The sequence below is a fragment of the Bacillus thuringiensis genome, from assembly GCF_001595725.1.
GTDB classification, from domain to species: domain Bacteria; phylum Bacillota; class Bacilli; order Bacillales; family Bacillaceae_G; genus Bacillus_A; species Bacillus_A thuringiensis_K.
In genome coordinates this window covers 1662790-1684057 of record NZ_CP014282.1, presented here as the reverse complement: position 1 = coordinate 1684057, position 21268 = coordinate 1662790, and the positions used below count along the sequence as shown (strand labels likewise).

The following is a 21268-nucleotide window of genomic DNA, read 5'->3' as shown; positions in this document are numbered from 1 at the left end:
ATCTATTTCGATTTTACAGCTTGCATTACCTTTTCAAATTCCTACTACATCATATTTCTATCCAATAGCGCTGAATAACTTCACCAGTACGAGAAGAAACTACTTCATTTTCTAACACACCGCCAACCTTTTGAATCGTTTTAGCAGAACCGATATTGGATTTATCGCAAGTTATTAACACTTTCTGTAATCCTAATTTTTGTGCTTCAGCTAATGCAAGCTTTAGTTGTTTCGTAGCGTAACCGTGGCGACGTTTATTTGGATGGACACTATATCCAATATGACCGCTTTCCCGTAATAATTCTGGATTTAATCTATGTCTAATATTCACAAAACCTATAAGTTCCCTTTTTTCAAAACTTAAAAACTGGCTAGATGGCACTCGATTAGCTAGTATATTTTCTCCTAGTTCTTGTTTACTCACTTTTTCAAACCATTCATCAAGAGAATCAAAGTTTTGTAAAGAACTACTTCCATGTGGTTGTTCCCCTGATTGTAAAAATGCCTGTCTATACGCCGTAATATGCTCACTATATTCATGGATTGGTTTTAATAGTTTCATTGTTCTTCTCCCCCTCTTCATTCCATAAACCAAACACCTTAATAGCAGCTATTCACTATTAAGGTGTTTCTATCCTTTTTTATTCAAATAACCCCATGCTCAAATAACGTTCACCTGTATCAGGCGCAATACATAAAACTTTTTTACCAACGCCTAGACGTTTCGCTATCATAATCGCAGCGTAAACAGATGCTCCAGAAGATGGCCCAACTAATAATCCTTCTTGTCTAGCTAAATTTCTCATTGTCGTTAAAGCCTCTTCGTCTGCAATTTGAATAATTTCGTTATACACTTCTGTATTTAAGTTTTTCGGAATAAATCCTGGGCTTGTTCCTACTAGTTTATGAGGACCTGGTACACCACCTGATAAAACGGGAGATCCTTTCGGTTCCACTACTGCAATATATAAGTTTGGTAATTTCTCTTTTAACGTTTCACCGGTCCCTGTAATCGTTCCGCCTGTTCCTGCCGTTGCAACAAAGGCGTCAAGCTCTCCATCCATTTGTTCATAAATTTCAAGCGCAGTCGTATAGCGGTGAATATTCGGATTAGCTGGGTTTTCAAATTGTTGCGGAATAAAACTATTCGGTATTTGCTTTTGCAATTCTAACGCCTTCGCAATTGCTCCTGGCATTCTTTGTTCTGCTGGTGTTAAAACTACTTCTGCTCCGTATGCTTTCAATAAATTAATACGCTCTTTTGACATATTATCTGGCATAATTAAAATCGCTTTATACCCTTTAGCTGCTGCATTCATCGCTAAACCAATCCCTGTATTCCCGCTTGTCGGTTCAATGATTGTATCTCCTGGTTTGATGAGACCATTTTCTTCTGCAACGTGAAGTAAATTATAAGCAGCACGGTCTTTCACACTGCGCGATGGATTAAACATTTCTAGTTTCACATACACATCTGCTGCGTCTTCCGGAATAAATTTAGATAATCGGACGACAGGTGTATCGCCTATTAATTCTGTTACGTTTTCACATAATTTCATAGCGCATCCCCTATTCTATCGTTTTCTTATCACTTGGCAGTAACCATGAAGTGAGTCCAATTAATGGTAGACAACTACATAATAGCATAATAAATTGCAGGCTATATATATCTGCTAATTTCCCAAGAACTACTGCACCTAATGCTCCAAGTCCAAACGCAAGACCTACGATTAATCCTGACACCATTCCCACTTTTCCAGGTACAAGCTCTTGTGCATATACAACAATTACACTAAAACTACTTGAACTAATAAAACCGATACATAAAAATAACGGTACGACCCACACAAGTGAGACATGTGGTAATAACAGTGCAAGTGGCGCTGAACCTAACATTGAAAATACGATGATATTTTTCTTACCAAATCGATCTGCTAACGGTCCTCCGAAGAAAGTGCCTAACACACCAGCAATCATAAATGCGAATACGAAATACTGGGCATTTTTTATAGATAAACCATAATGCTCAATTAAGTAAAATTGATAGAAATTCCCGATACCTGCACCGTACCAAGAGCGCACAAAAGTAAGAAAAACAAGAAGTATAATTACGAATTTAATATGTGTACTTACAATTGCATTTTCCGCCTCAAGCGCAGCTCTCTTCTTCCTTCTTACAGCGCCGGTTGCTAATTCATTTTTGTACCAATTCGATACGAAAATTAATAATGCAATTCCTACTGCTGCAAATGCTGTAAAACCTAATGAACCAATTTGACCGAGTGGAACGAAAATTAGCGCTGTAAAGATAGGAGCTAAAGAATTCCCCGTGTTTCCCCCAACTTGATAAATCGCTTGCGCTAACCCTCGTTTTGCACCTGCCGCCATATACGCAACACGAGCGCCTTCTGGATGAAAGACTGCGGAACCTAAACCAATAAATAAAACAGAAATAATAACAATAATAAAGTTTGGTGCAAACGCGAGTCCAATCATTCCAAGCATACTTGAAAACATGCCGAGTGGTAATAAAAATGGTGACGGCTTCTTATCTGAATACATACCAAACACCGGTTGCATAATCGATGACGTCATATTTAACGCAAACGCAATCCACCCTACTTGCATATAGGATAAATTCATCGTTTTTTCCAAAATAGGAAACAACGCCGGTACAACTGCTTGCATCGAATCATTTAAAAAATGTCCAAAGCTAATCGCAAATAATATTCGATATATTGTCGGTGTTTCTACTGTGTTTTTTTGCGAAACTGCCTGCATATGTGAATCGCTCCTTTCTGTACAAAAAATATATTTATTACAGTAGGTGTAATAAATTCTGACTTTTGAAACATTTCTATTCTATACTGCTTTCATTTCTTTTTCCAGAAATATAACTTAACTCCCGTCATTGGCTTGCATCCTTGTAACTTTCAGCCGTAAAACATTATAGAAAAAGGCAACCCAATCACAAACTGGGTTGCCTCTTACATTAAATTGCAAAACGCTTATACTTCTCGTAATCGCTCGTCTTACATTCCACTTCTAGTTTCGTACCTTCATTTTCATAACTCGTTGATAAAACGTGCGCATGATTATTGAAATACGAAACTACCTGTCCTTGATCATATGGAATTAACATTTCACACTTCGTATATTCTTTATAGATGTGTGAGCGAATCATTTCTACAAGTTCTTCAATTCCAACTTGTTTCTTCGCTGATAAATAAACACGATCTTCTTGCACTTTCGGAATTTCAACATCTACCATATCTGATTTATTATAAGCATAGATCGTTGGAATATTTTCTACTCCAATTTTCTTTAACGTTTCATTTGTAATATCAATTAATTGTTCATATTTTGGATTTGCGTAATCTACGACGTGAATAAGTAAATCTGCTTCCGCTACTTCTTCTAACGTTGAACGGAACGCTTTCACAAGATGATGTGGTAATTTACTTACAAATCCAACTGTATCTGTTAATAAGAATGATTTATTATCTGGTAAATCAATATTTCGTACAGATGTTTCTAACGTCGCGAATAACATATCTTTTTCAAATACTTGCTTTTCTTCTGTACCATTATAAATTTCAAGCATTGCATTCATCGTCGTTGACTTTCCTGCATTCGTATAACCTACTAATGCTACAACAGGTATTTCATTTTTCTTACGCTGCTTTCGCTGCGTTTGACGCTGGGCAACGAGCGCTTCTAAATCTTTATTTAAAACTGAAATTTGTTCTTCAATTTTACGACGGTCTAACTCTAACTTCTTTTCACCGACACCTTTATTTTTCGTACCAACGCCGCCGCTCTGTCTTCCTAACGATTCACGAAGACCGATTAAACGAGGCATCATATACTGAAGATGGGCTACTTCTACTTGTAGCTGTGCTTCTTTCGTTTTCGCACGTTGCGCAAAAATATCTAAAATTAAAATGGTACGATCAATTACCTTACAATCTAAATCCTCTTCTAAATTTCGAATTTGTGAAGGAGATAATTCATCATTAAAGATAACCATATTCGCATCTATTTCTTGTACATACGCTGCAACTTCTTCAATCTTTCCTTTTCCGATATAATGCGATGGATTTACTCGTTGTAAATTTTGCGTTACTTGCCCAATTACCTCTACATCACAAGCTTCCGCAAGATTTGTTAACTCTTCCATCGAATATGCAAAATCATCTTCATTACCTACATTTACTCCAACTAAAACTGCTCTTTGTAATACTTCTTCCATATATTTATTCCTCCATTTCGATTACGTAAAATAAAAAACACAGGTCGCTGCCTGTGTTTTCGTAAACGGATAAGGGTTCACCAAAGAAATAGAAGAAAGCTATGCTTTCATCCTATTTTATAGTCAAAAAGTCCCAAGATTGTATACGTATCCACAATAAGTGTTCACCTATACAATCCCATTCTATTTATAAAGGCAAAACAAAAAGAGGGCGTATTCGTCCCTCCCTCTTTTTCACATATAAGCTTAATAAAGGGTTCCTTTAAAATAGGCAGACCAATCCCGTTCACTCTGTACACAGACAGAGCCTTTGAGCGCTATTCAATTATTGGCACAAAGTATTGAGACGTAATCTGATTAAGATCAAAGGAAGCCCCTCCGTTCATTTTAAGTTACATAAAGTGTAGCATAAGTAATTCGCTTTCACAAGGTTTAACAACCTATATCACACTAAAGAAAATCGTTATATTTTTACTTTAATCGTCATTTTTTGCGAGTTTTTTCACAACAAAAATAACAAAAGCAATTATCAATTTTAGAAACTTCTCGTATATTATTTTTACAGCACTCGCCAAATTCCTTCATAGTAAGTTAAGTATTATCGTTTTAATACAACAAAAATCTTTATTGACATTTTTATAACCTGATATTAGTATCAGGTTATAAAAATAAAAGTTAGGAGATGTTTCTATGCATTCTAAATCTCGTATTACTGCAATTGGTACTTATGTTCCAGATCAAATATTGTCTAATAACGATTTAGAAAAGATGGTCCATACGAATGATGAATGGATTTTACAAAGAACAGGAATGAGGGAAAGAAGAATCGCTAGCGAAGAAGAATACTCCTCAAACTTAGCCATTAAAGCAATTAAAAATTTATGTACAACATATAAGAAAAACTTAGAAGATGTCGACTGTATCATTGTCGCTACTACTACTGCTGATTACGTTTTCCCTAGTGTTGCTTGCCAAATACAACAATACTTCAACATACCTCATACACTAGCTTTTGATTTAAATGCAACTTGTGCTGGTTTTACATATGGACTACACGTCGGTAATAGCTTAATCACTTCTGGATCACATGAAAAAGTACTTGTCGTAGCGACAGAAACATTATCTAAAGTTACTGATTATAGCGATAGAACGACCTGTATTTTATTCGGTGATGGTGCTGGAGCTATTTTATTAGAAAGAGATGAAGACACCCCAAGCTTTATCGCTGCTCACATGGGAACAAACGGTGATGGCGGCATTCATCTATATAGAACAAACTTATCTACTACTATGAATGGCACACCACTGCAAACAAATGAAAAAATCGTTCAAAATGGAAGAGAAGTATATAAATGGGCAACACGTACAGTGCCAAAAGGCATAAAAGATTTAATACATACCGCAAATATGCAAGTAGATGATATAGACTGGTTCATACCCCACAGCGCTAACTTACGAATGATCGAATCTATTTGCGAAAAATCTCAAATTCCAATACAAAAAACATTAACGAGCGTGGAATATATGGGGAATACCTCTTCAGTCACCATTCCACTCGCTCTAGATTTAGCTATAAAAGAAGGAAAGTTAAATAATGGAGACACACTTTTACTATACGGATTCGGTGGAGGACTTACGCATTTAGGACTTATTTTAGAATGGAATTTAATTTAAGTGTATAAAAAGAGGCTCTAGTCAGTAACTAGAACCTCTTCTTCATTTAATTTCTTACCCCTTTTCGAGACCATATCACAACAGGAATAAGTAACAACGCTAACACGCCTCCAGCCAATGACAATGCCGCATAACTTGAATTCGCTACTACCATACCTGACATCGCTCCACCAGAAGCTCCAGCTAGCGCAATAAAAACATCTATTTTCCCTTGTGTTTTAGCACGTGTATACGGTGTTGTGGAATCAACAATTTGTGCTGTACCACTAATCAATCCGAGGTTCCATCCTAGCCCAAGTAAAGAAAGAGCAACGATTAATAATAATAAAGAATCACTTGGCGCTATCGCAGCTATGACACCCGCTGCAAGTAAAATCACTCCACCAGCTATGCTCATTGTAGTTCGGCCAATTTTATCAATTAACATTCCTGTAACGAGAGATGGAAGATACATTGCACCTACATGAAAACCTATCACAAGTCCTACTGCACTTAAACCGTGACCGTGGTGTCCCATATGAACTGGCGTCATCGTCATAATCGCAACCATCACGATTTGCGTAAGTATCATTACGATTGCTCCAACTGTAATACCTCGTTTATTTTCTTTCGCTTCTTCTGTTATTGGTTGCCCTTTATATGTATGTTCCTGTTTATATCTTTCTATTATGTTAGCAATAATTAAAGGATCTGGACGAAGCATAACAAAAAGAACTAGCCCCGCCAGTATAAATGCTGCTGCCGATAGTATGAACGGACCTGCAAGTTTAGGAACTCCAATTGAATGAGCAAAACTTCCCATTACCCCTACTAAATTTGGTCCTGCAACTGCACCGAAAGTCGTCATTACCATCGTAATACTAACAGCCGTTGCTCTCTGCTTCTTATCTGCTAAATCTGTACCTGCATAACGAGCTTGTAGATTCGTGGCTGTACCGGCACCATATATGAGTAAAGAAATAAGTAAAAGAATAATACTATTTGTTAAAGCTGCTAATGCCGATCCCAATGTAAACATAGCAGTTGGTAATCCTGCAAATGCATCTGTTCCAAGCATTTGCTGCGCAAGAAGTGCTCCCACTGTAATACCAGCAGCTAGTCCTGCACCGCCAAACATTTGTGAAATGCTGACGATTATTAACGTTCGTTTGTATAGTTTTTGTTGCTCTTCTTCTGTGTACACATGATTATCTATTAAAGCCCCTGCCTTATCTAGCAATTCCCCATCCTCCTTTTAAAATTAAGCCCTCTTGTTAATGTACTATGTATAACGTTACATATTCAATGGCATTTTCCATTCATCCCTTTCATTCTAAAAAACTTTCTAATCATACTCGACTTATCCCATGCTATATTAAAAATACTACTATTCACAATATGCAAGGAGGAAACAATGAAAAAAATAGTAGAATTATGTGAAGCTTGCAAACATGATCCAGTATATAAAATAGAAGAATCCGATGAAGCAAATCAACCTTATAAATTATGCAACCAATGTCATGAGCGTCTTATTTCGTTATCTTTACATCCTAAAGAATGGTACCACCTTGTAATGATTCACTCACCTTATAAATATTATTTGCATGATAGTTTTTATGAAGAAGATGGTAAAGCGAAGCAACCAAAATTAGAGATGAATGAGCACAAACTTGCACCCGTGCCCACTTTAGAAGAAGTTCGCTCTAGTTTAGAGGAATTACTTGATTACACCATGACTAGATGGTTTCTTCAAGAAGCAGAAATTGAAGCTCTTAATAGGTACAATCAAAACGAAGTACTAGATGCTGTTATAAATCGCTTTTCAAACACAATGAATGGTGTAATTAAAACTAGATTACTTGAGATTGTTATATGTGTACTAGGAGAATTCGCCTCAGATTGGATAAGAAAACTGTGGAAAGAATTTGATGAATATTTACTTGCACCTCTTTCTCACGCTGCAGCTTACTGTTTACCATTTGAAGAAGCCTTTCCTTTAGTAATAGAAAGACTAAAAACAGTATTAAAAAGTGAGCTTCCGACCACTTCCTTCATTTGTCTGCATTCTTTTCAATCCTCAGAAACATTAGATTGGATAGAGGAACATGCAGTATCATTTCATAGCGATTGGGCGCGATTAGCTGCAGTATCACAACTAACTTGGAAACGAATTAAATCTTGGCTAAGAAAAGGACACCCCTTAAGTTTAATCGCACTGGATGCAATGGTTAGCTGTATATCTTCAAATGAAGATGTACTACATGAAATGGATCCAAAAATTTTATTAGCAGATCCGTCAGAAATAAAGCCAACTTTAATAGCTTACAAAGAAAGAGATAATGTTCCAACCGTCAAAACAAGTGTTAAAACTATTTTAGAAAATAAAACAGAAATATTTCAATACATGAATCCTTTACAAATATCTATCAAAAAGAAACCACAAAACTTTTTAGTTATGGATGGCACAGTACAAATCCATGAAAACAGACTGGATGAGTACGTAAACTTCATTAATACAAACAACTTTACTGGTGTTTACATTAATGATCTTAGGTATAGTTTGCACCATATTAATTTTCTTGAACGCTGCCCACAAATTGAAAGCTTACACATTAGTAGTACATATATTACTGATTATTCAGCCCTATATAAATTAAAAAACTTAAAATCTTTATCACTAGAAGAACCACAAGTTCCACTAAACTTAACAGAGCTAGAAAGCTTTACAAATTTAGAGGAACTTCACATACAGTGTAATAAAAACATTAAGGGCTTCGAATCTTGTCCTAACTTAAAAGAACTATACATTTGGAAATACAAACCGAAACAAAAGAACCTTGAAGAATTAATTTCTTTGCAAAAAATCGAAAAACTAAGCATTACACAAGGGAATATTAGTTCATTAAAAGGATGTAGATCATTCCCTAAATTAAAGCATTTAGAACTCAATTATTTAAGACATTTAGAGCATATTGATGAAATTGAAAACAATGCTCCAACTTTAAAATACATCGAATTCGATCATTGCAGTAAGCTTAAAAACCACGAATATTTGCGCTATTTAACAGAATTAGAAATTCTCATCTTATCAAGTTGTGGTAACATACGAAATCTACAATTCATTAAAGAACTACCAAAATTAAAACATTTAAGCTTCGTGGATTCTACGATTGTAGACGGAAATTTAGAATCTTGCGTCGGAATTGATTTTGTTGGTTTTAATAATAAAAGGCATTATAGTCATAAATTCAAAGAATTAAATCCAGATTTTTCATACTAACGTAAGGAAAACAGGCTAATAGCAGCCTGTTTTTCTTTACGCTTCTTCTACTAATCTTCCCCTTCTCTTTTTACTCAAAGCTTTCCCTTCCCAAAACAACAAACTTACGAAAGCACAAATTAAAATAATTGGCACACTTGCTTTATATAAATCTGTAAAACTCATAGCCATCTGATTCTTGGCATAATGATTCACATCATTCGAGAATGTGAGTACCTCTTTCTTTATACTTTCCTCTTGTTTTTCAACTTCTTTTGTCACTTGCCTCATAACTTCTTCTCTTTTTACATCCCTATATTCTACTGGAACTTTTCTTAATATTTCATCCGTCTTGTCGCGAATCAATTCTTCCTTCTTCTCTTTACTTAATCCCATTGTCATTGCATTTTGTTTCTTATTTATATTCGATTCTAAACTTTGATTCTCTATTTTTTCTTTAGTTATTTGTAAAATTTCAGTTTGCTCAGTACTATTCACATGAATATTCCGCACCTTTTCTTCTGCATAACGATATACTTTTTCTTTATTTACAGTTAAATTATGAGTTAAGTTAGAGACAAATATTGCAACCGCCAATACAATTCCAACTTGTCGTAACATTGATACAACACTTTGAGAAGCAGTTAACAGTTCTCCTTCAAATGAAGAAGCACTTAAAACTGTAATTGGCCCCACTACTAAACCATATCCAACACCTAATATCATACACGGAATAATAATTTCTATATTTGTTGAATGAACATCAATCATTTGCAACCAATAGTAGGAAAGCCCCATAACAAGAAATCCTGACAAAATAATAGTTACTTTTCCGAGTTTTTTAATTAAAGTTGCTGCAACTGGTGAGATTAAAAATATCATTGCTGAAATAGGTGTCACTAAAAAAGCCGCTTCAATTTCCGTCCGACCTTGTAGTTTCGTCAAGAACGTTGGAAGCAATACAGTAACTCCAATTAAAAATAAATTACTTAATATAACAACGATAGACGCTCCGACAAACATTCGATCTTGAAATAACTTTAAATTCATCATTGGGTTATGAATCTTTCGTTCTACTAAAACAAATAGAATAAGAGAAATAGTGCTAATTGCATAACAAGACAAAGCAATATTACTTTGCCATCCCCATGTATTACCTTTTACTAATATGAGAGTAAATGAAAAAATTGCTGTGCTACTTAATAGTAGTCCTATCCAATCTATTTTTGAGATAATACGTTCTTCATTTTTTATTTGTAGCATGATGCAACATAACACGATTCCTATTATACAAACCGGAACATTAACGAAGAACACCCATCTCCATCCTAAATTTTGCGTAATAATTCCACCTATCACTGGTCCCATAGCAGCTGACAATCCTTGTGTTACTCCTAAAATCGCAAGCGCAACATGCCTCTTAGCTAATGGCATAGCTGATACACCAATTACCATACTTGTTGGAAATAAAATCGCTGCCCCAATACTTTGTATAAAACGAGAAAAAATAAGAAAATCACCTGTATTAGCAAAAGCGCAAAGTACCGATCCACCACCAAAAATCACCAAACCAAGAATATACATCTTTGCTTTTCCAAAGATATCAGCTATCCGCCCTAACGGAATGGCGAGTACTGCAATCGTCATTGTATAAACATTTAATACCCAAGACATCTTTTCTAATGAAGTATTTACACTCGATTGTATTGCCGGTAAAGCTATATTCATAATTGTCGTATCAATCATACAAAGAAAGATACCTAGACACATTAAAAAGACAATCTTAATACCCTTTGTTTGCTCCATCTTTATATACCCCTTTATTTATTGTGAACGCGTTTTTCATTCTTCTGTTTTATTGTTTTCTTTCGCCTCTAACTCTTCTAATTTTTTCTTCAAAGTCTCCACTTGTGCACTATACGATGCAATACCTACATCTAGTGAAATTTCTTCGACGAAAGTAATACCTACTCTCCACTTTTCATATTTCAATCGAAGATCTGCAATGTACGCTTCTTTTCTTTCAATTTCATCTTTAATCCATTTTTTTATTGTTACATCATCACTATAGTTACCAAAATACATTCTCATTAAAAAATCCGAACGTAAAACATCCTTCTCTACAGGCGTCTGCATGTATTGATAAAATTCTTCACGCCCCTCATCTGTAATAAAGTACATTTTCTTATTCGGTTTTCCCTCTTGCATGACAACTTCTTTTTTTATTTTCCCCTCATTCTCCAATTGTCGTAACGTTGGATAAATCATTCCAAAACTTCCATCAAAAAAATGAGTAAATACGTCTTCAAACACAATTTTAATATCGTAACCAGACAATTCCTTTTCCATTAATAAACCTAAAACAACATCTCTTCCCTTCAAAGTAAAACCCCCACATAGTATATAATCGATAATCATATTAACAATATTAATATGATTATCGATTATATACCTTATTTTGTTATTTGTAAAATGTTTCTAAATAAAAAAGCCCCATAATTTGGTTTTACCAATTCACAGGGCCATTTTCTTATTTACTCTTTCACACCTACATCTTGCAAAACTTCAATATCCTCTTTCATTTCATAATAATAAGAAGGCAATTCTATACCATGTTCTAAGAAATAATCCTCTATGAATGAAATAATGATTTTTAACGTTTTCACACGGGCATACAATTTATCGTTACTTTCAATAATATGCCACTTCGCATTTTGCTTACTTGTTTTTTCAAACATGTCTTCCATCGCTTCAACATACTCATCCCATTTTTCACGATTACGCCAATCTTCGTCTGTAATTTTCCATCTTTTCAAAGGATTTTTCTCTCTATCTTTAAATCTCTTTAACTGTTCCTCTTTACTTATATGGTAGAAGAACTTCCCTATTATGTAATGGTCATCTGTTAGTAGTTTTTCAAAACCATTAATCTCATCGTATGCTCTCATCCACTCTTCCTTTGTAGCAAAACCTTCAACACGCTCAACTAACACTCGACCGTACCATGAGCGATCAAAAATGGTAATTTGCCCGTACTGTGGAATTTTGCGCCAGAAACGTTGCAAATAATGGTAACGTTTTTCATGAGGTGCAGGCGCTCCAATTGGATTTACTTGGAACCCACGCGGGTCAAGATGTTCCGTCACCCGCTTAATTACCCCACCTTTACCAGCCGCATCCCATCCTTCCATAACAAGCATAACCGCGATTTTTTCTTCTTTCAAAATTTGCTGTAATGCTAATAAGCGCCTTTGATATTTTTCGAGTTTCTTGTTGTACTTAGATTTTGATTCAATTTTTTTCGTTAAATCTACTTTAGCAAGATGTCCATTTTCCATAAAACGAATCCCCCTTGTTGTATGATAATGTTATTTTAACATATTTTTGGTAATTTTTTCATATCCTAAAAAGCTGTGTAGAAACATCTCTACACAGCTTCCTTCTCTAATTTCACATCTACAAGCACATTTAACTACATTAAAATAAATAATTTATACGGAACTCTTAGTATATTTTTTTTAAAACGTAAAAATAGCTCTTTTAAAAAGGGCAGCAATCTAAATATAAAAAAACAAATTTATTCTTTCTTACTACATACGTAATTATGCCAGCTATAAGAGTAGTGAATAAAATATTGATTCACTACTCACAATAGCCACCTTACATTATATGGTATATTTACTCGTAAAGAGAAGATAATAACAAGTAAATCTATTAAAGAATGGGAGCTCTAAAAAAATGAAACGAAAAATATTAACTCTCTTTACACTTTTATGCTTAGCACTACCAATACAAGCTAGTGCTTACACATTTCAGTCACTACCGATTGCGTCAAAGTCTAAACAATGGTATGTCGAAATTGATAAATCTCATAACTCAAACAAGCAAGCAATCCAGCCAAAACAAGGTGTATTTGATACGTATAGTTTACTCGTAAAAAACATCGGTCATGATGTATCAAACGTATCTGTGGAAATACTTGATAACAATCCTACCTCTAAAGCTACCTTTAAACCTACTACACCTAATGAAAATATTTCTAAAAGTCATACAAGCTTTGACTACATGGTATTCCCATTAGACTTTAATAGTCATAATTTTAAAGTTGTGATTACTTGGGAAGAAAAGAATTTCTCTTATAACGGCCATCCGGTAAATGAAGGTAAAAAAATGAAACAAACATTTGTATTTAATGAAGAATAAGTCCTAATTTCTTTAGGGCTTATTCTTCTCTTTTGAAACCCCCTTGTATCGCTTCCGTCACTTCTTTTGTAATTTCCAATTCTGTTGCTTCCATACTAATTTTCTTGTGCCAAATATGTACGGACGGTTTTTCATTACAAAGATGTTTTATTAATACTAATTGATTATATGCTAGATTATTTTCTATATGGGTAGCGATATAGACTGTAAAATTGTTCGCTTCAAAGACCTTTTCTTCCAAAATGTATTTACTCTCTAATTGCCTCGTTACTATATCTTTCAAGTTTTCTATAGTCATGCATATCACCCCCTTTTCCCATATAATCAATTAAATCGACGAATACTCGGTACAGACAATGCGATTCCAATTGTTAAAATTACTAAACTAGCTAGTGTTATAATAGTTATCTCGCCACCTATGACAGTAGCTAACCAGCCTACAACTACATACCCTAATGGCAATAAAGCAAAAGAACCCAACATATCAAGGCTTGCCACTCTTCCGAATGCTTCTTCTGGTACAAGTTCCTGTAAACTAGTTTCCCAAATGAGTCCAAATATCATCATGCCAAATCCTTCAATTACCATTAAGAATATTAAGGCGGGTGCCCAAGAAATGAATGGCATAATTAATAAAGCAATGCCACTAATTAAAACACCTCCATAAGCCAGTAATCCTCTCTTATGCCACCGCTCTTTCCCACCAAATATTAATGCGGCAATTACAGCTCCACCACCAGAAAAGGCCATGCCAAGTCCATACACGTAAGCTTCAAAATGATGATGAACATTAAATAACCACGGAATTAATACGACGATAATGCCGGCATAACAAATATTTATAAAAGAAAAAACTAAAATTGTAATCCACAGCCACGGATGACTTTTTAAAACTAAAACACCTTCCATAAACTCTTGTTTGTAATTAAGCTTACTCTTTTCAATGGGTTTTACTTTTTTAAACTTAATTTCTTTTAAAAATAATAAACATAAAAATGATAATAAGTACGTTACTGCATCTAGGCCGAAACCTATCCCTGCAGACGCAACCGATACGATTAACCCACCAAGTGCTGGCCCAATTAATCGTATACCTTGATTACTCATTTGAGTGAGTGCGTTAGCTGCATTACGAATTTCAGGAACGAATACTTTCGCCCTTACAGCAGAATATGCTGGTTGGAATATCCCTTCCATAAGTCCGTATAAGGCAACGAGAATATATAAAACTGTAATTGTTAATAAATCCATAAATATAAGCGATGCAAGTAATAGCATTAATATACAGCGGAGTATATCCGTTAATAACATTAATTTAACCCGATCAATTCGGTCTACAATTAAACCTGCAAACGGTAAAGCGAGAATATTAGGTAGCATGTACATTGCCATTGTCATCCCCATCACAACTGTTGAGCCAGTTAATGAATACACAACAACTGGAAGTATGACCATAGTTATCGAACTACCTAAGGCCGAGAGTAATTGTCCAATCCATAAAAATTTAAAATGTGGTGACGCTTTAACTGGCGATAATAATTTACCAACATACCCTAAATCTTTTTCTCTTTGTAATTCCCCTTGCATCTTTCTCTCCTCTTTTCAAATGATTATAGACTTCATAATAAAATGCCGAAAATTAACAATATTCTATTTTAATTATATAAGAAACTATTATGTTATGGTAAAATTATCAAGAAAAATAAAGGAGAATACATTACAATGCCTTCAAATTCACATAACATCGAGCACCGCATCTATACAATGTGTATGATCCAGCGCAACAATGAAGTTTTACTCATAAAACGCCCCAGCCATCGAGGTTTCCCTGGCTACATCGCTCCTGGCGGCAAAGTAGATTTCCCCGAAAGTATCGTTCAAGCCGCTATAAGAGAAGTAAAAGAGGAAACTGGATTACTTGTTTCGAATTTAACTTTTAAAGGATTAGATGAATATGTAAATCCGAAAGTTAATGTTCGGTACATGGTATTTAACTACTGGACAGACTCATTTGAAGGTGAACTTCTTTTAAACCCTCCTGAGGGCGAATTATTATGGATACCAATCGATACAGCACTACATCTTCCTATGCAAGATTGGTTTAAAGAGAGATTCCCATTATTTTTTGAAACAGGCACTTTTGAAATTCAACGTGTTTGGGATAATGAGCTAGATAAACAAATTGCTATAACAATTACACATACGTAAAAAAGCTTGAAATCTCTCCAAGCTTTTCTTACTTCTCCTCTACTTTCTTAATCTTATAATCAATTTCTAAAAACTTAACTCCAAATATCCACATTCTATGATTAGCTTCTAGTATGTGATCCGTGCGCTCTTTTATAATAAAAGTCTCTGCTAATGGTAAACGTATTGTTAAGAACCGAGTATGTAAATAAATCCCCTCATCTCCCTGACCATTTTCTCTTAACTTACTAGTAATGATTAAATCATGACTATCATTATATAGTTTCAAAATACCAGTCATATTCGAATATGGTAAAGGTAATGCAATATTCATGTATGTCTCGTTCTTATATGTATGCTTTGAATAAAGAGCTACAAAAATAGATTCACCTGCTTCATTTTTCCTTAGCCAAGCCCTTACATTCTCCCTTCCATCTTTCTCATCCATTACACTAATGATAGAGCCATACATCGTTTCCCAATTGCCGCCCATTCCTAAATGTATTTGTTCTACACGCTTACTCATTTTCTCATAACAAAGTGCAAACGGACGGAACGAACGAGCCCATTTAATATTCGATTGTAACTCATACTCTGCTGTATTTTCATAAAAACGAATAATACTTAAAGGAACCTTTGTCACATCAAATGCCTCACTATGAAAGTCATTTACTTTATCAACTAAACCGTTGTATTCCTTACTGTCTACTAAATTGCTGCTATATAAATAAGCCTCACCAATTGCCACATTTCCTCTTAACTTACTCATTGGTTTCCCATAGTATTTATAATTCGGAACACTCTTTTCGATCACCCAGCCGACAAATGCCGGTAAAGCTACTCCAATTCCATTGACAACACCGTGAATCCAAACCATTTGAGCAATTGTAATCGTCATTACATGCTTCAAATTTCCGTATGAATATATAAGTGAGAACATAATTGTAACCATGAGTGTACTAGACGAAACGATTAGAAAAATCTTTGCACTGATAGCATTAAATTTTGCTCTCCAAACGTAAAATCCATACCCATAAATCGCACATAAATATAGGAACACTGCCAAAAATTCAAATATTCTTGAGTATGTAATTCCTATTGCAACTGTCATAGGTGAAATCATGATGATAAACATAATAACATCATACACTTTACTTCTCTTTTCTCTTTTTCTCCCTATTAAACCAGCTGATAATGGCAATAGAAACGCCGAATAATGAAAATGTGCAGCTGTGAGTAAAACAATGTCAGAGCTAAACTGCATAATTGAAAGTTTTGCTACTGAAGCAAAAAACCAAAAACCACCTAAAAACAAATAAATAAACGCACTATCTATGGCGGTCTCTTCTAACGGCTTCCATCCTCTTTCTAGCAATCTACTTACACCAAATAACGCAACAATTCCTGTATATACAAACCAAACTAGCGCAAATACATAATGATTTGTGACGAACGCTAGCATTGCGCAAATTGTTGCGATTGGATATAAAAACGATACGAATTTATAAAATAATAAATGCGATCCATCTCTTTTTCTTTTCTCAATAATACAAAATGATATTGGTATAAATAATAAAACAGATAATAATATAATTGCTTCAACAGGATTTGTATTCGAACGCTCACATATTAGAAAAACAACATAACAAGCAAGCCCAAATATTATATTTTTCATATCGTTTATTTCCTTTCCACAAATGTTCCCTTATATGAAAAAAGCGAGCCAATTAACGGGTTTCGTACTTGTACATGAATTCGAAAACACTGTAGTGTTGCATCATAACTTTCAACAATTTTTGCTTCACCATACAAGAATTTTGGCAACGGAATTTTTCTTCCAAACATATAAAACCATTGTTTCTTTGAAGCAATATGCATTGCCCCTAACTCATCGATATGAAAATGTAGTGTAGAAACGAGTAAATGTGGTTCGCCAAAATAATCTACAATTTCATTTTCGTTTTCATCCAATTGCATAACTGCGTTAAAATATCTTTTCTTATTATGAAAATAAAAAGTACGGTTCCACCTTACTAATTCTTGTCCATATTCATCTCGCTCAGCTATGTTTTGTATCGTAAATGGAATTTCCTCTCCTCGTTCCGAGAAAAACATTCGAAACTTCGATGCAATTTTCAATATAAATTTCACGAAAAAAGAGCCACCGTAAATTTCATCCATCTTTCCTTCCCCTGTAAAACTATTCTCTTCTGTAATGGCATAACGCTTCTGCAATTCAGGATGAAGATTTTTATAGGTATCCCCTAATAATCGTTCATACATATTAGCCATACACTTATCCCTTTCTCGCCCTCTTGCAATTTTTCGCGCTTGGTAAATCGAAACTATTTATATAACCGACAATTGATAACCCCATTAGAAGAACATTTAATGTAATCGGATTAAACGGCCCTGTAAAGCTTGCGATATTCGTAAATCCTGCCGCTAACGTTAAAACTAGTAATACAATAATATGCAGTATAAATAATTTTCGTTTTGTTAGTGGCAACAGCCATACGACACCGAAAATTATTTCTAACACCCCAATTATTTTAAGTATATATACACTACTTTCATTTGAACCAATTAATACAGAAAGCATCTTTACTTCTTCTGAATGAGTAAACAGTAGTTTCGGCACTATCCCTTGATATATCCATACAAAAGCAAATAAAAAGCATACGAGCCAATACGTCATTGTTCTTCTAATTAGTAACCTAGGATGAAGCCCCTTTTCTAACCATAATTTTAAGGCATCAAAACTCCAAGCGGTCGCCCAACCTAATAACGGACGAAAAATATAGGAATCTATTACATTTCCTATACGACCAAATCTTGTATCATAATCATATTGTGTCTCAAAATGGATGTATTCTTTATTCGGCGTATACTTCCAATAACCACGTCCTATTTGAATAAGAGATAATGTATTATCCGTCCAAAATTTTAAAGAGGAAATTCTTTCACCAGTTTCTTTTCTTATTTCACCTATTGATTCCCCTTCTCCAGCTATTTCAAGCCCAAATCCAATCTTTGTTTTATACAAAAACTTCTGTGGTTCTCCTTCTTTTTTCTCTAAATACGAAATTTCAGTAAAGCGAGCATCCCACTCTGTATGTATATCTGGTTCTTGCGTATATCTCCATAATTTTTCCATCGTCGTGTTCATTTTTGTCGCAACATAAATAGGCTGTTTCCTTTTCATTCTCCCACCTCCTATGCACTATAAGTTTAATGTACATGCAATGAATTTATTTTGCTACATTTTTCACAAACTTTTCTATAAAAAGAAAGAATTTTTAAAATATATGTAAAACACTTGATTCCCCGAAAAATTTAAATTATTATAAAACAAATGTTACCAATAACTTCATAAATCAAACACTCTCGCCTAAAACGTGAGATAGAGGTTGCGATACTTATGAGTATTCTAATGGAGACACAGAGATGTCTATGAACTTAGATGAAAGGAAGTATTGCCGAAATTGATAAATTTCTCTGCATTTATCAATTGGGGCTGTTTTCGAATAGAAACAGAACTGTCATATGTACAGACGTGTACGTATGAAGAGCTATCTACAAAAAAGAGATATCATTTTTTATGATATTCCTTTTTTGGCGGTTTTTTTATTAGCTCCGTTTTCTGTTTCCCTTTTCCTGTAACAGCACCATCCTCACTTATTTGAGATGGTGTTTTTTGTTTGTCTTTCTGGTAACTACAGGAGTATTGGGATTTATATATTTCCTAATCTATTCTTAAAAATAGACGAAAGAAGGAATTTGTAATGGAAACAATTGTTCAAAAATTTGGTGGCACTTCTGTCGGAAGCGTCGAACGCATTCAACATGTAGCAAATTTAATTATTGAAGAATATGAACGAGGTCATAGCGTTGTCTCTGTCGTTTCAGCAATGGGAAAAAGTACGGATCAACTTGTCGCACTCGCTAACGCTATTACAGAAAATCCAAGTAAACGTGAAATGGATATGCTTCTATCTACAGGAGAACAAGTAACTATTTCATTATTAACAATGGCACTGCAAGCAAAAGGCTATCATGCAATTTCATTAACAGGATGGCAAGCTGGTATTACGACAGAATCTGTACATAGTAGTGCACGGATTACTGACATTCATACAGATCGTATTCAATCTTATCTTGCTGAAGGCACGATTGTTATCGTAGCTGGTTTCCAAGGTATAAGTGTAGCAAATGAAATTACAACGCTTGGCCGTGGTGGTTCTGATACGACTGCTGTCGCACTAGCCGCTGCACTTAAAGCAAAAAAATGTGATATTTATACGGATGTGACAGGCGTATATACGACGGACCCACGAGTTGTAAAAGATGCTTACAAATTAGATGAAATTTCTTATGACGAAATGTTAGAGCTTGCTAATCTCGGTGCTGGCGTATTACACCCGCGCGCTGTTGAGTTTGCTAAAAATCATAACGTAGTTTTAGAAGTTCGCTCAAGTATGGAACAAGAAAACGGAACAATTGTAAAAGGAGAATGTAACATGGAACAACAATCAATCGTTAAAGGTATTGCATTTGAGGATAACATTACACGTGTCACAATTAAAGGACTAGAACAAGGCTCGCTTTCAACAGTTTTCTCTACATTAGCAGCAGCACACATTAATGTAGATATCATCATTCAAAGTATTACAAATGAAGGAACTGTACATCTCTCCTTCTCCATTCACTCGAATGATTTAAGAGAAACTTTAAAAGTTTTGGAACAAAATCAAGAAACTCTTCACTACGAATCTGTAGAACATGAAAATCACTTAGCAAAAGTATCAATCGTAGGATCTGGCATGGTATCTAACCCTGGTGTCGCTGCAAATATGTTCACTACTTTAAAAGAAGAAAATATTCATATTAAAATGGTAAGTACATCAGAAATTAAAGTGTCTGTCGTTATTGACCGCCTTCATTTAGTAACAGGTGTTGAGGCGTTGCATCAATCATTTATGGCGAAAATTGAGCCTTTAGTGCAAATGAGCTAATTTGATATTTTCAGTAACGCTTATAAAAAAATCATATTAATCTACTTCCTTCCTATTAAATAAAATGCTGTTCGTTAACAAGATGCTATATGACATATAAAAAACACCTTGTCACCTTTTCATATACTATGACAAGGTGTTTTTGACTGAAAGGAATTTGTAACTACTTAGTAGTATAATTATGAGGATGATTAAATAATAAACTTTTATACATAAGGAGATAAGACTATGGCAAAAAACAAATTACTACGAATGGACAATGTCAGCATCGTTGTAGAATCCCTTGATAACGCAATCTCTTTCTTCGAGGAGATTGGCTTGAACCTCGAAGGGCGAGCCACTGTCGAAGGTGAATGGGCTGGTCGCGTAACTGGACTCGGCTCTCAGTGCGTAGAGATTGCTATGATGGTCACTCCAGATGGCCACAGCCGAATTGAACTTTCGCGATTTCTCACCCCACCTACTATATCAGATCACCGAAATACTCCTGTAAACGCCCTCGGTTATCTACGCGTCATGTTCACCGTTGAAGACATTGACGAAATGGTATCCAGACTCACTAAGCATGGTGCAGAGCTCGTTGGCGAAGTAGTTCAATACGAGAACTCGTATCGTCTCTGCTACATTCGTGGAGTCGAAGGAATTTTAATCGGTTTAGCGGAAGAACTCGGTAATAAATAAGCAAGTGACGTTTTATAA

19 protein-coding genes and 1 riboswitch are annotated in these 21268 nt (G+C 34.9%); of the genes, 6 read left to right on the top strand and 13 right to left on the bottom strand.

Annotated elements, in window-relative coordinates; all coding sequences use genetic code 11:
* Positions 1-49: 49 nt before the first annotated feature.
* From AXW78_RS08575 to hflX, 4 genes are all read right to left on the bottom strand, one after another.
* On the bottom strand, positions 50-562 hold the full coding sequence (locus AXW78_RS08575) for a GNAT family N-acetyltransferase (RefSeq protein ID WP_000771275.1): 513 nt from the start codon (positions 560-562) through the stop codon (positions 50-52).
* Between the two features lie 79 nt (positions 563-641).
* On the bottom strand, positions 642-1559 hold the full coding sequence (gene cysK, locus AXW78_RS08570; protein ID WP_000762273.1) for a cysteine synthase A: 918 nt from the start codon (positions 1557-1559) through the stop codon (positions 642-644).
* A gap of 10 nt (positions 1560-1569) precedes the next feature.
* Complete coding sequence (locus tag AXW78_RS08565) at positions 1570-2781, bottom strand: MFS transporter (protein ID WP_001149412.1); 1212 nt, start codon at positions 2779-2781, stop codon at positions 1570-1572.
* Positions 2782-2992: 211 nt separating this feature from the next.
* The gene (gene hflX, locus AXW78_RS08560) at positions 2993-4252 is read right to left on the bottom strand and encodes a GTPase HflX (RefSeq protein ID WP_046945417.1); all 1260 of its coding nucleotides are present in this window, start codon (positions 4250-4252) and stop codon (positions 2993-2995) included.
* A gap of 690 nt (positions 4253-4942) precedes the next feature.
* On the opposite strand from hflX, the gene AXW78_RS08555 reads away from it, so the two are divergent.
* Positions 4943-5926: a ketoacyl-ACP synthase III gene (locus tag AXW78_RS08555; protein ID WP_000555746.1), complete on the top strand. Its 984-nt coding sequence runs from the start codon at positions 4943-4945 to the stop codon at positions 5924-5926.
* Positions 5927-5972: 46 nt separating this feature from the next.
* Here AXW78_RS08555 and AXW78_RS08550 read toward each other — a convergent pair whose 3' ends face one another.
* Positions 5973-7145: an MFS transporter gene (locus AXW78_RS08550; RefSeq protein WP_061883994.1), complete on the bottom strand. Its 1173-nt coding sequence runs from the start codon at positions 7143-7145 to the stop codon at positions 5973-5975.
* A gap of 174 nt (positions 7146-7319) precedes the next feature.
* Between AXW78_RS08550 and AXW78_RS08545 the strand changes: the two genes are divergently transcribed.
* Complete coding sequence (locus tag AXW78_RS08545; RefSeq protein ID WP_061883993.1) at positions 7320-9185, top strand: leucine-rich repeat domain-containing protein; 1866 nt, start codon at positions 7320-7322, stop codon at positions 9183-9185.
* A 36-nt stretch (positions 9186-9221) separates the two neighbouring features.
* Here the strand turns inward: AXW78_RS08545 and AXW78_RS08540 are convergent, their stop codons facing one another.
* The 3 genes from AXW78_RS08540 to AXW78_RS08530 all read right to left on the bottom strand — a co-directional run bounded on the left by AXW78_RS08540 (position 9222) and on the right by AXW78_RS08530 (position 12502).
* Complete coding sequence (locus AXW78_RS08540; RefSeq protein ID WP_061883992.1) at positions 9222-10970, bottom strand: MFS transporter; 1749 nt, start codon at positions 10968-10970, stop codon at positions 9222-9224.
* 36 nt (positions 10971-11006) lie between these two features.
* Positions 11007-11546, bottom strand: coding sequence for a PadR family transcriptional regulator (locus tag AXW78_RS08535; protein WP_000678333.1), 540 nt, complete (start codon positions 11544-11546; stop codon positions 11007-11009).
* A gap of 152 nt (positions 11547-11698) precedes the next feature.
* The gene (locus tag AXW78_RS08530) at positions 11699-12502 is read right to left on the bottom strand and encodes a polyphosphate kinase 2 family protein (RefSeq protein WP_000427325.1); all 804 of its coding nucleotides are present in this window, start codon (positions 12500-12502) and stop codon (positions 11699-11701) included.
* A gap of 400 nt (positions 12503-12902) precedes the next feature.
* On the opposite strand from AXW78_RS08530, the gene AXW78_RS08525 reads away from it, so the two are divergent.
* Positions 12903-13367 carry a hypothetical protein gene (locus AXW78_RS08525; protein ID WP_000823344.1) on the top strand — a complete coding sequence of 155 codons (465 nt, stop codon included), beginning with the start codon at positions 12903-12905 and terminating at the stop codon, positions 13365-13367.
* A 19-nt stretch (positions 13368-13386) separates the two neighbouring features.
* On the opposite strand, the gene AXW78_RS08520 is transcribed toward AXW78_RS08525, so the two are convergent.
* Together AXW78_RS08520 and AXW78_RS08515 are read right to left on the bottom strand one after the other, a co-directional pair.
* Positions 13387-13665 (bottom strand): hypothetical protein, encoded by a 279-nt coding sequence (locus AXW78_RS08520; protein WP_061883991.1) that lies wholly within the window; start codon positions 13663-13665, stop codon positions 13387-13389.
* A 26-nt stretch (positions 13666-13691) separates the two neighbouring features.
* Complete coding sequence (locus AXW78_RS08515) at positions 13692-14954, bottom strand: MFS transporter (RefSeq protein WP_001161200.1); 1263 nt, start codon at positions 14952-14954, stop codon at positions 13692-13694.
* 135 nt (positions 14955-15089) lie between these two features.
* Between AXW78_RS08515 and AXW78_RS08510 the strand changes: the two genes are divergently transcribed.
* Positions 15090-15575, top strand: a complete 486-nt coding sequence (locus AXW78_RS08510) for an 8-oxo-dGTP diphosphatase (RefSeq protein WP_061883990.1) — start codon at positions 15090-15092, stop codon at positions 15573-15575.
* A 28-nt stretch (positions 15576-15603) separates the two neighbouring features.
* Here AXW78_RS08510 and AXW78_RS08505 read toward each other — a convergent pair whose 3' ends face one another.
* Genes AXW78_RS08505 through AXW78_RS08495 form a run of 3 tightly spaced genes read right to left on the bottom strand, consistent with a single transcriptional unit; the run spans position 15604 to position 18759 of the window.
* Positions 15604-17229, bottom strand: coding sequence for a YndJ family protein (locus tag AXW78_RS08505; protein ID WP_000789367.1), 1626 nt, complete (start codon positions 17227-17229; stop codon positions 15604-15606).
* 5 nt (positions 17230-17234) lie between these two features.
* Positions 17235-17846 (bottom strand): DUF4166 domain-containing protein, encoded by a 612-nt coding sequence (locus AXW78_RS08500; RefSeq protein ID WP_000002648.1) that lies wholly within the window; start codon positions 17844-17846, stop codon positions 17235-17237.
* Positions 17847-17850: 4 nt separating this feature from the next.
* Entirely contained in the window at positions 17851-18759 is a 909-nt protein-coding gene (locus AXW78_RS08495; protein ID WP_000823952.1) for a DoxX-like family protein, read from the bottom strand.
* Positions 18760-18950: 191 nt separating this feature from the next.
* Positions 18951-19137: riboswitch (Lysine riboswitch) on the top strand.
* 202 nt (positions 19138-19339) lie between these two features.
* On the opposite strand from AXW78_RS08495, the gene AXW78_RS08490 reads away from it, so the two are divergent.
* Positions 19340-20569, top strand: coding sequence for an aspartate kinase (locus AXW78_RS08490; RefSeq protein WP_000448071.1), 1230 nt, complete (start codon positions 19340-19342; stop codon positions 20567-20569).
* Positions 20570-20797: 228 nt separating this feature from the next.
* Positions 20798-21250 (top strand): VOC family protein, encoded by a 453-nt coding sequence (locus tag AXW78_RS08485; RefSeq protein WP_001107266.1) that lies wholly within the window; start codon positions 20798-20800, stop codon positions 21248-21250.
* The last annotated feature ends 18 nt before the right edge of the window (positions 21251-21268 follow it).

What these genes read in the sequence shown, in the direction of transcription:
- AXW78_RS08540 (WP_061883992.1), bottom strand. Translation starts at nt 10,970, where the DNA reads ATGGAGCAAACAAAGGGTATTAAGATTGTCTTTTTAATGTGTCTAGGT.
- AXW78_RS08545 (WP_061883993.1), top strand. Translation starts at nt 7,320, where the DNA reads ATGAAAAAAATAGTAGAATTATGTGAAGCTTGCAAACATGATCCAGTA.
- AXW78_RS08555 (WP_000555746.1), top strand. Translation starts at nt 4,943, where the DNA reads ATGCATTCTAAATCTCGTATTACTGCAATTGGTACTTATGTTCCAGAT.
- AXW78_RS08565 (WP_001149412.1), bottom strand. Translation starts at nt 2,781, where the DNA reads ATGCAGGCAGTTTCGCAAAAAAACACAGTAGAAACACCGACAATATAT.
- AXW78_RS08505 (WP_000789367.1), bottom strand. Translation starts at nt 17,229, where the DNA reads ATGAAAAATATAATATTTGGGCTTGCTTGTTATGTTGTTTTTCTAATA.
- AXW78_RS08520 (WP_061883991.1), bottom strand. Translation starts at nt 13,665, where the DNA reads ATGACTATAGAAAACTTGAAAGATATAGTAACGAGGCAATTAGAGAGT.
- AXW78_RS08530 (WP_000427325.1), bottom strand. Translation starts at nt 12,502, where the DNA reads ATGGAAAATGGACATCTTGCTAAAGTAGATTTAACGAAAAAAATTGAA.
- hflX (WP_046945417.1), bottom strand. Translation starts at nt 4,252, where the DNA reads ATGGAAGAAGTATTACAAAGAGCAGTTTTAGTTGGAGTAAATGTAGGT.
- AXW78_RS08510 (WP_061883990.1), top strand. Translation starts at nt 15,090, where the DNA reads ATGCCTTCAAATTCACATAACATCGAGCACCGCATCTATACAATGTGT.
- cysK (WP_000762273.1), bottom strand. Translation starts at nt 1,559, where the DNA reads ATGAAATTATGTGAAAACGTAACAGAATTAATAGGCGATACACCTGTC.
- AXW78_RS08495 (WP_000823952.1), bottom strand. Translation starts at nt 18,759, where the DNA reads ATGAAAAGGAAACAGCCTATTTATGTTGCGACAAAAATGAACACGACG.
- AXW78_RS08525 (WP_000823344.1), top strand. Translation starts at nt 12,903, where the DNA reads ATGAAACGAAAAATATTAACTCTCTTTACACTTTTATGCTTAGCACTA.
- AXW78_RS08490 (WP_000448071.1), top strand. Translation starts at nt 19,340, where the DNA reads ATGGAAACAATTGTTCAAAAATTTGGTGGCACTTCTGTCGGAAGCGTC.
- AXW78_RS08575 (WP_000771275.1), bottom strand. Translation starts at nt 562, where the DNA reads ATGAAACTATTAAAACCAATCCATGAATATAGTGAGCATATTACGGCG.
- AXW78_RS08485 (WP_001107266.1), top strand. Translation starts at nt 20,798, where the DNA reads ATGGCAAAAAACAAATTACTACGAATGGACAATGTCAGCATCGTTGTA.
- AXW78_RS08500 (WP_000002648.1), bottom strand. Translation starts at nt 17,846, where the DNA reads ATGGCTAATATGTATGAACGATTATTAGGGGATACCTATAAAAATCTT.
- AXW78_RS08515 (WP_001161200.1), bottom strand. Translation starts at nt 14,954, where the DNA reads ATGCAAGGGGAATTACAAAGAGAAAAAGATTTAGGGTATGTTGGTAAA.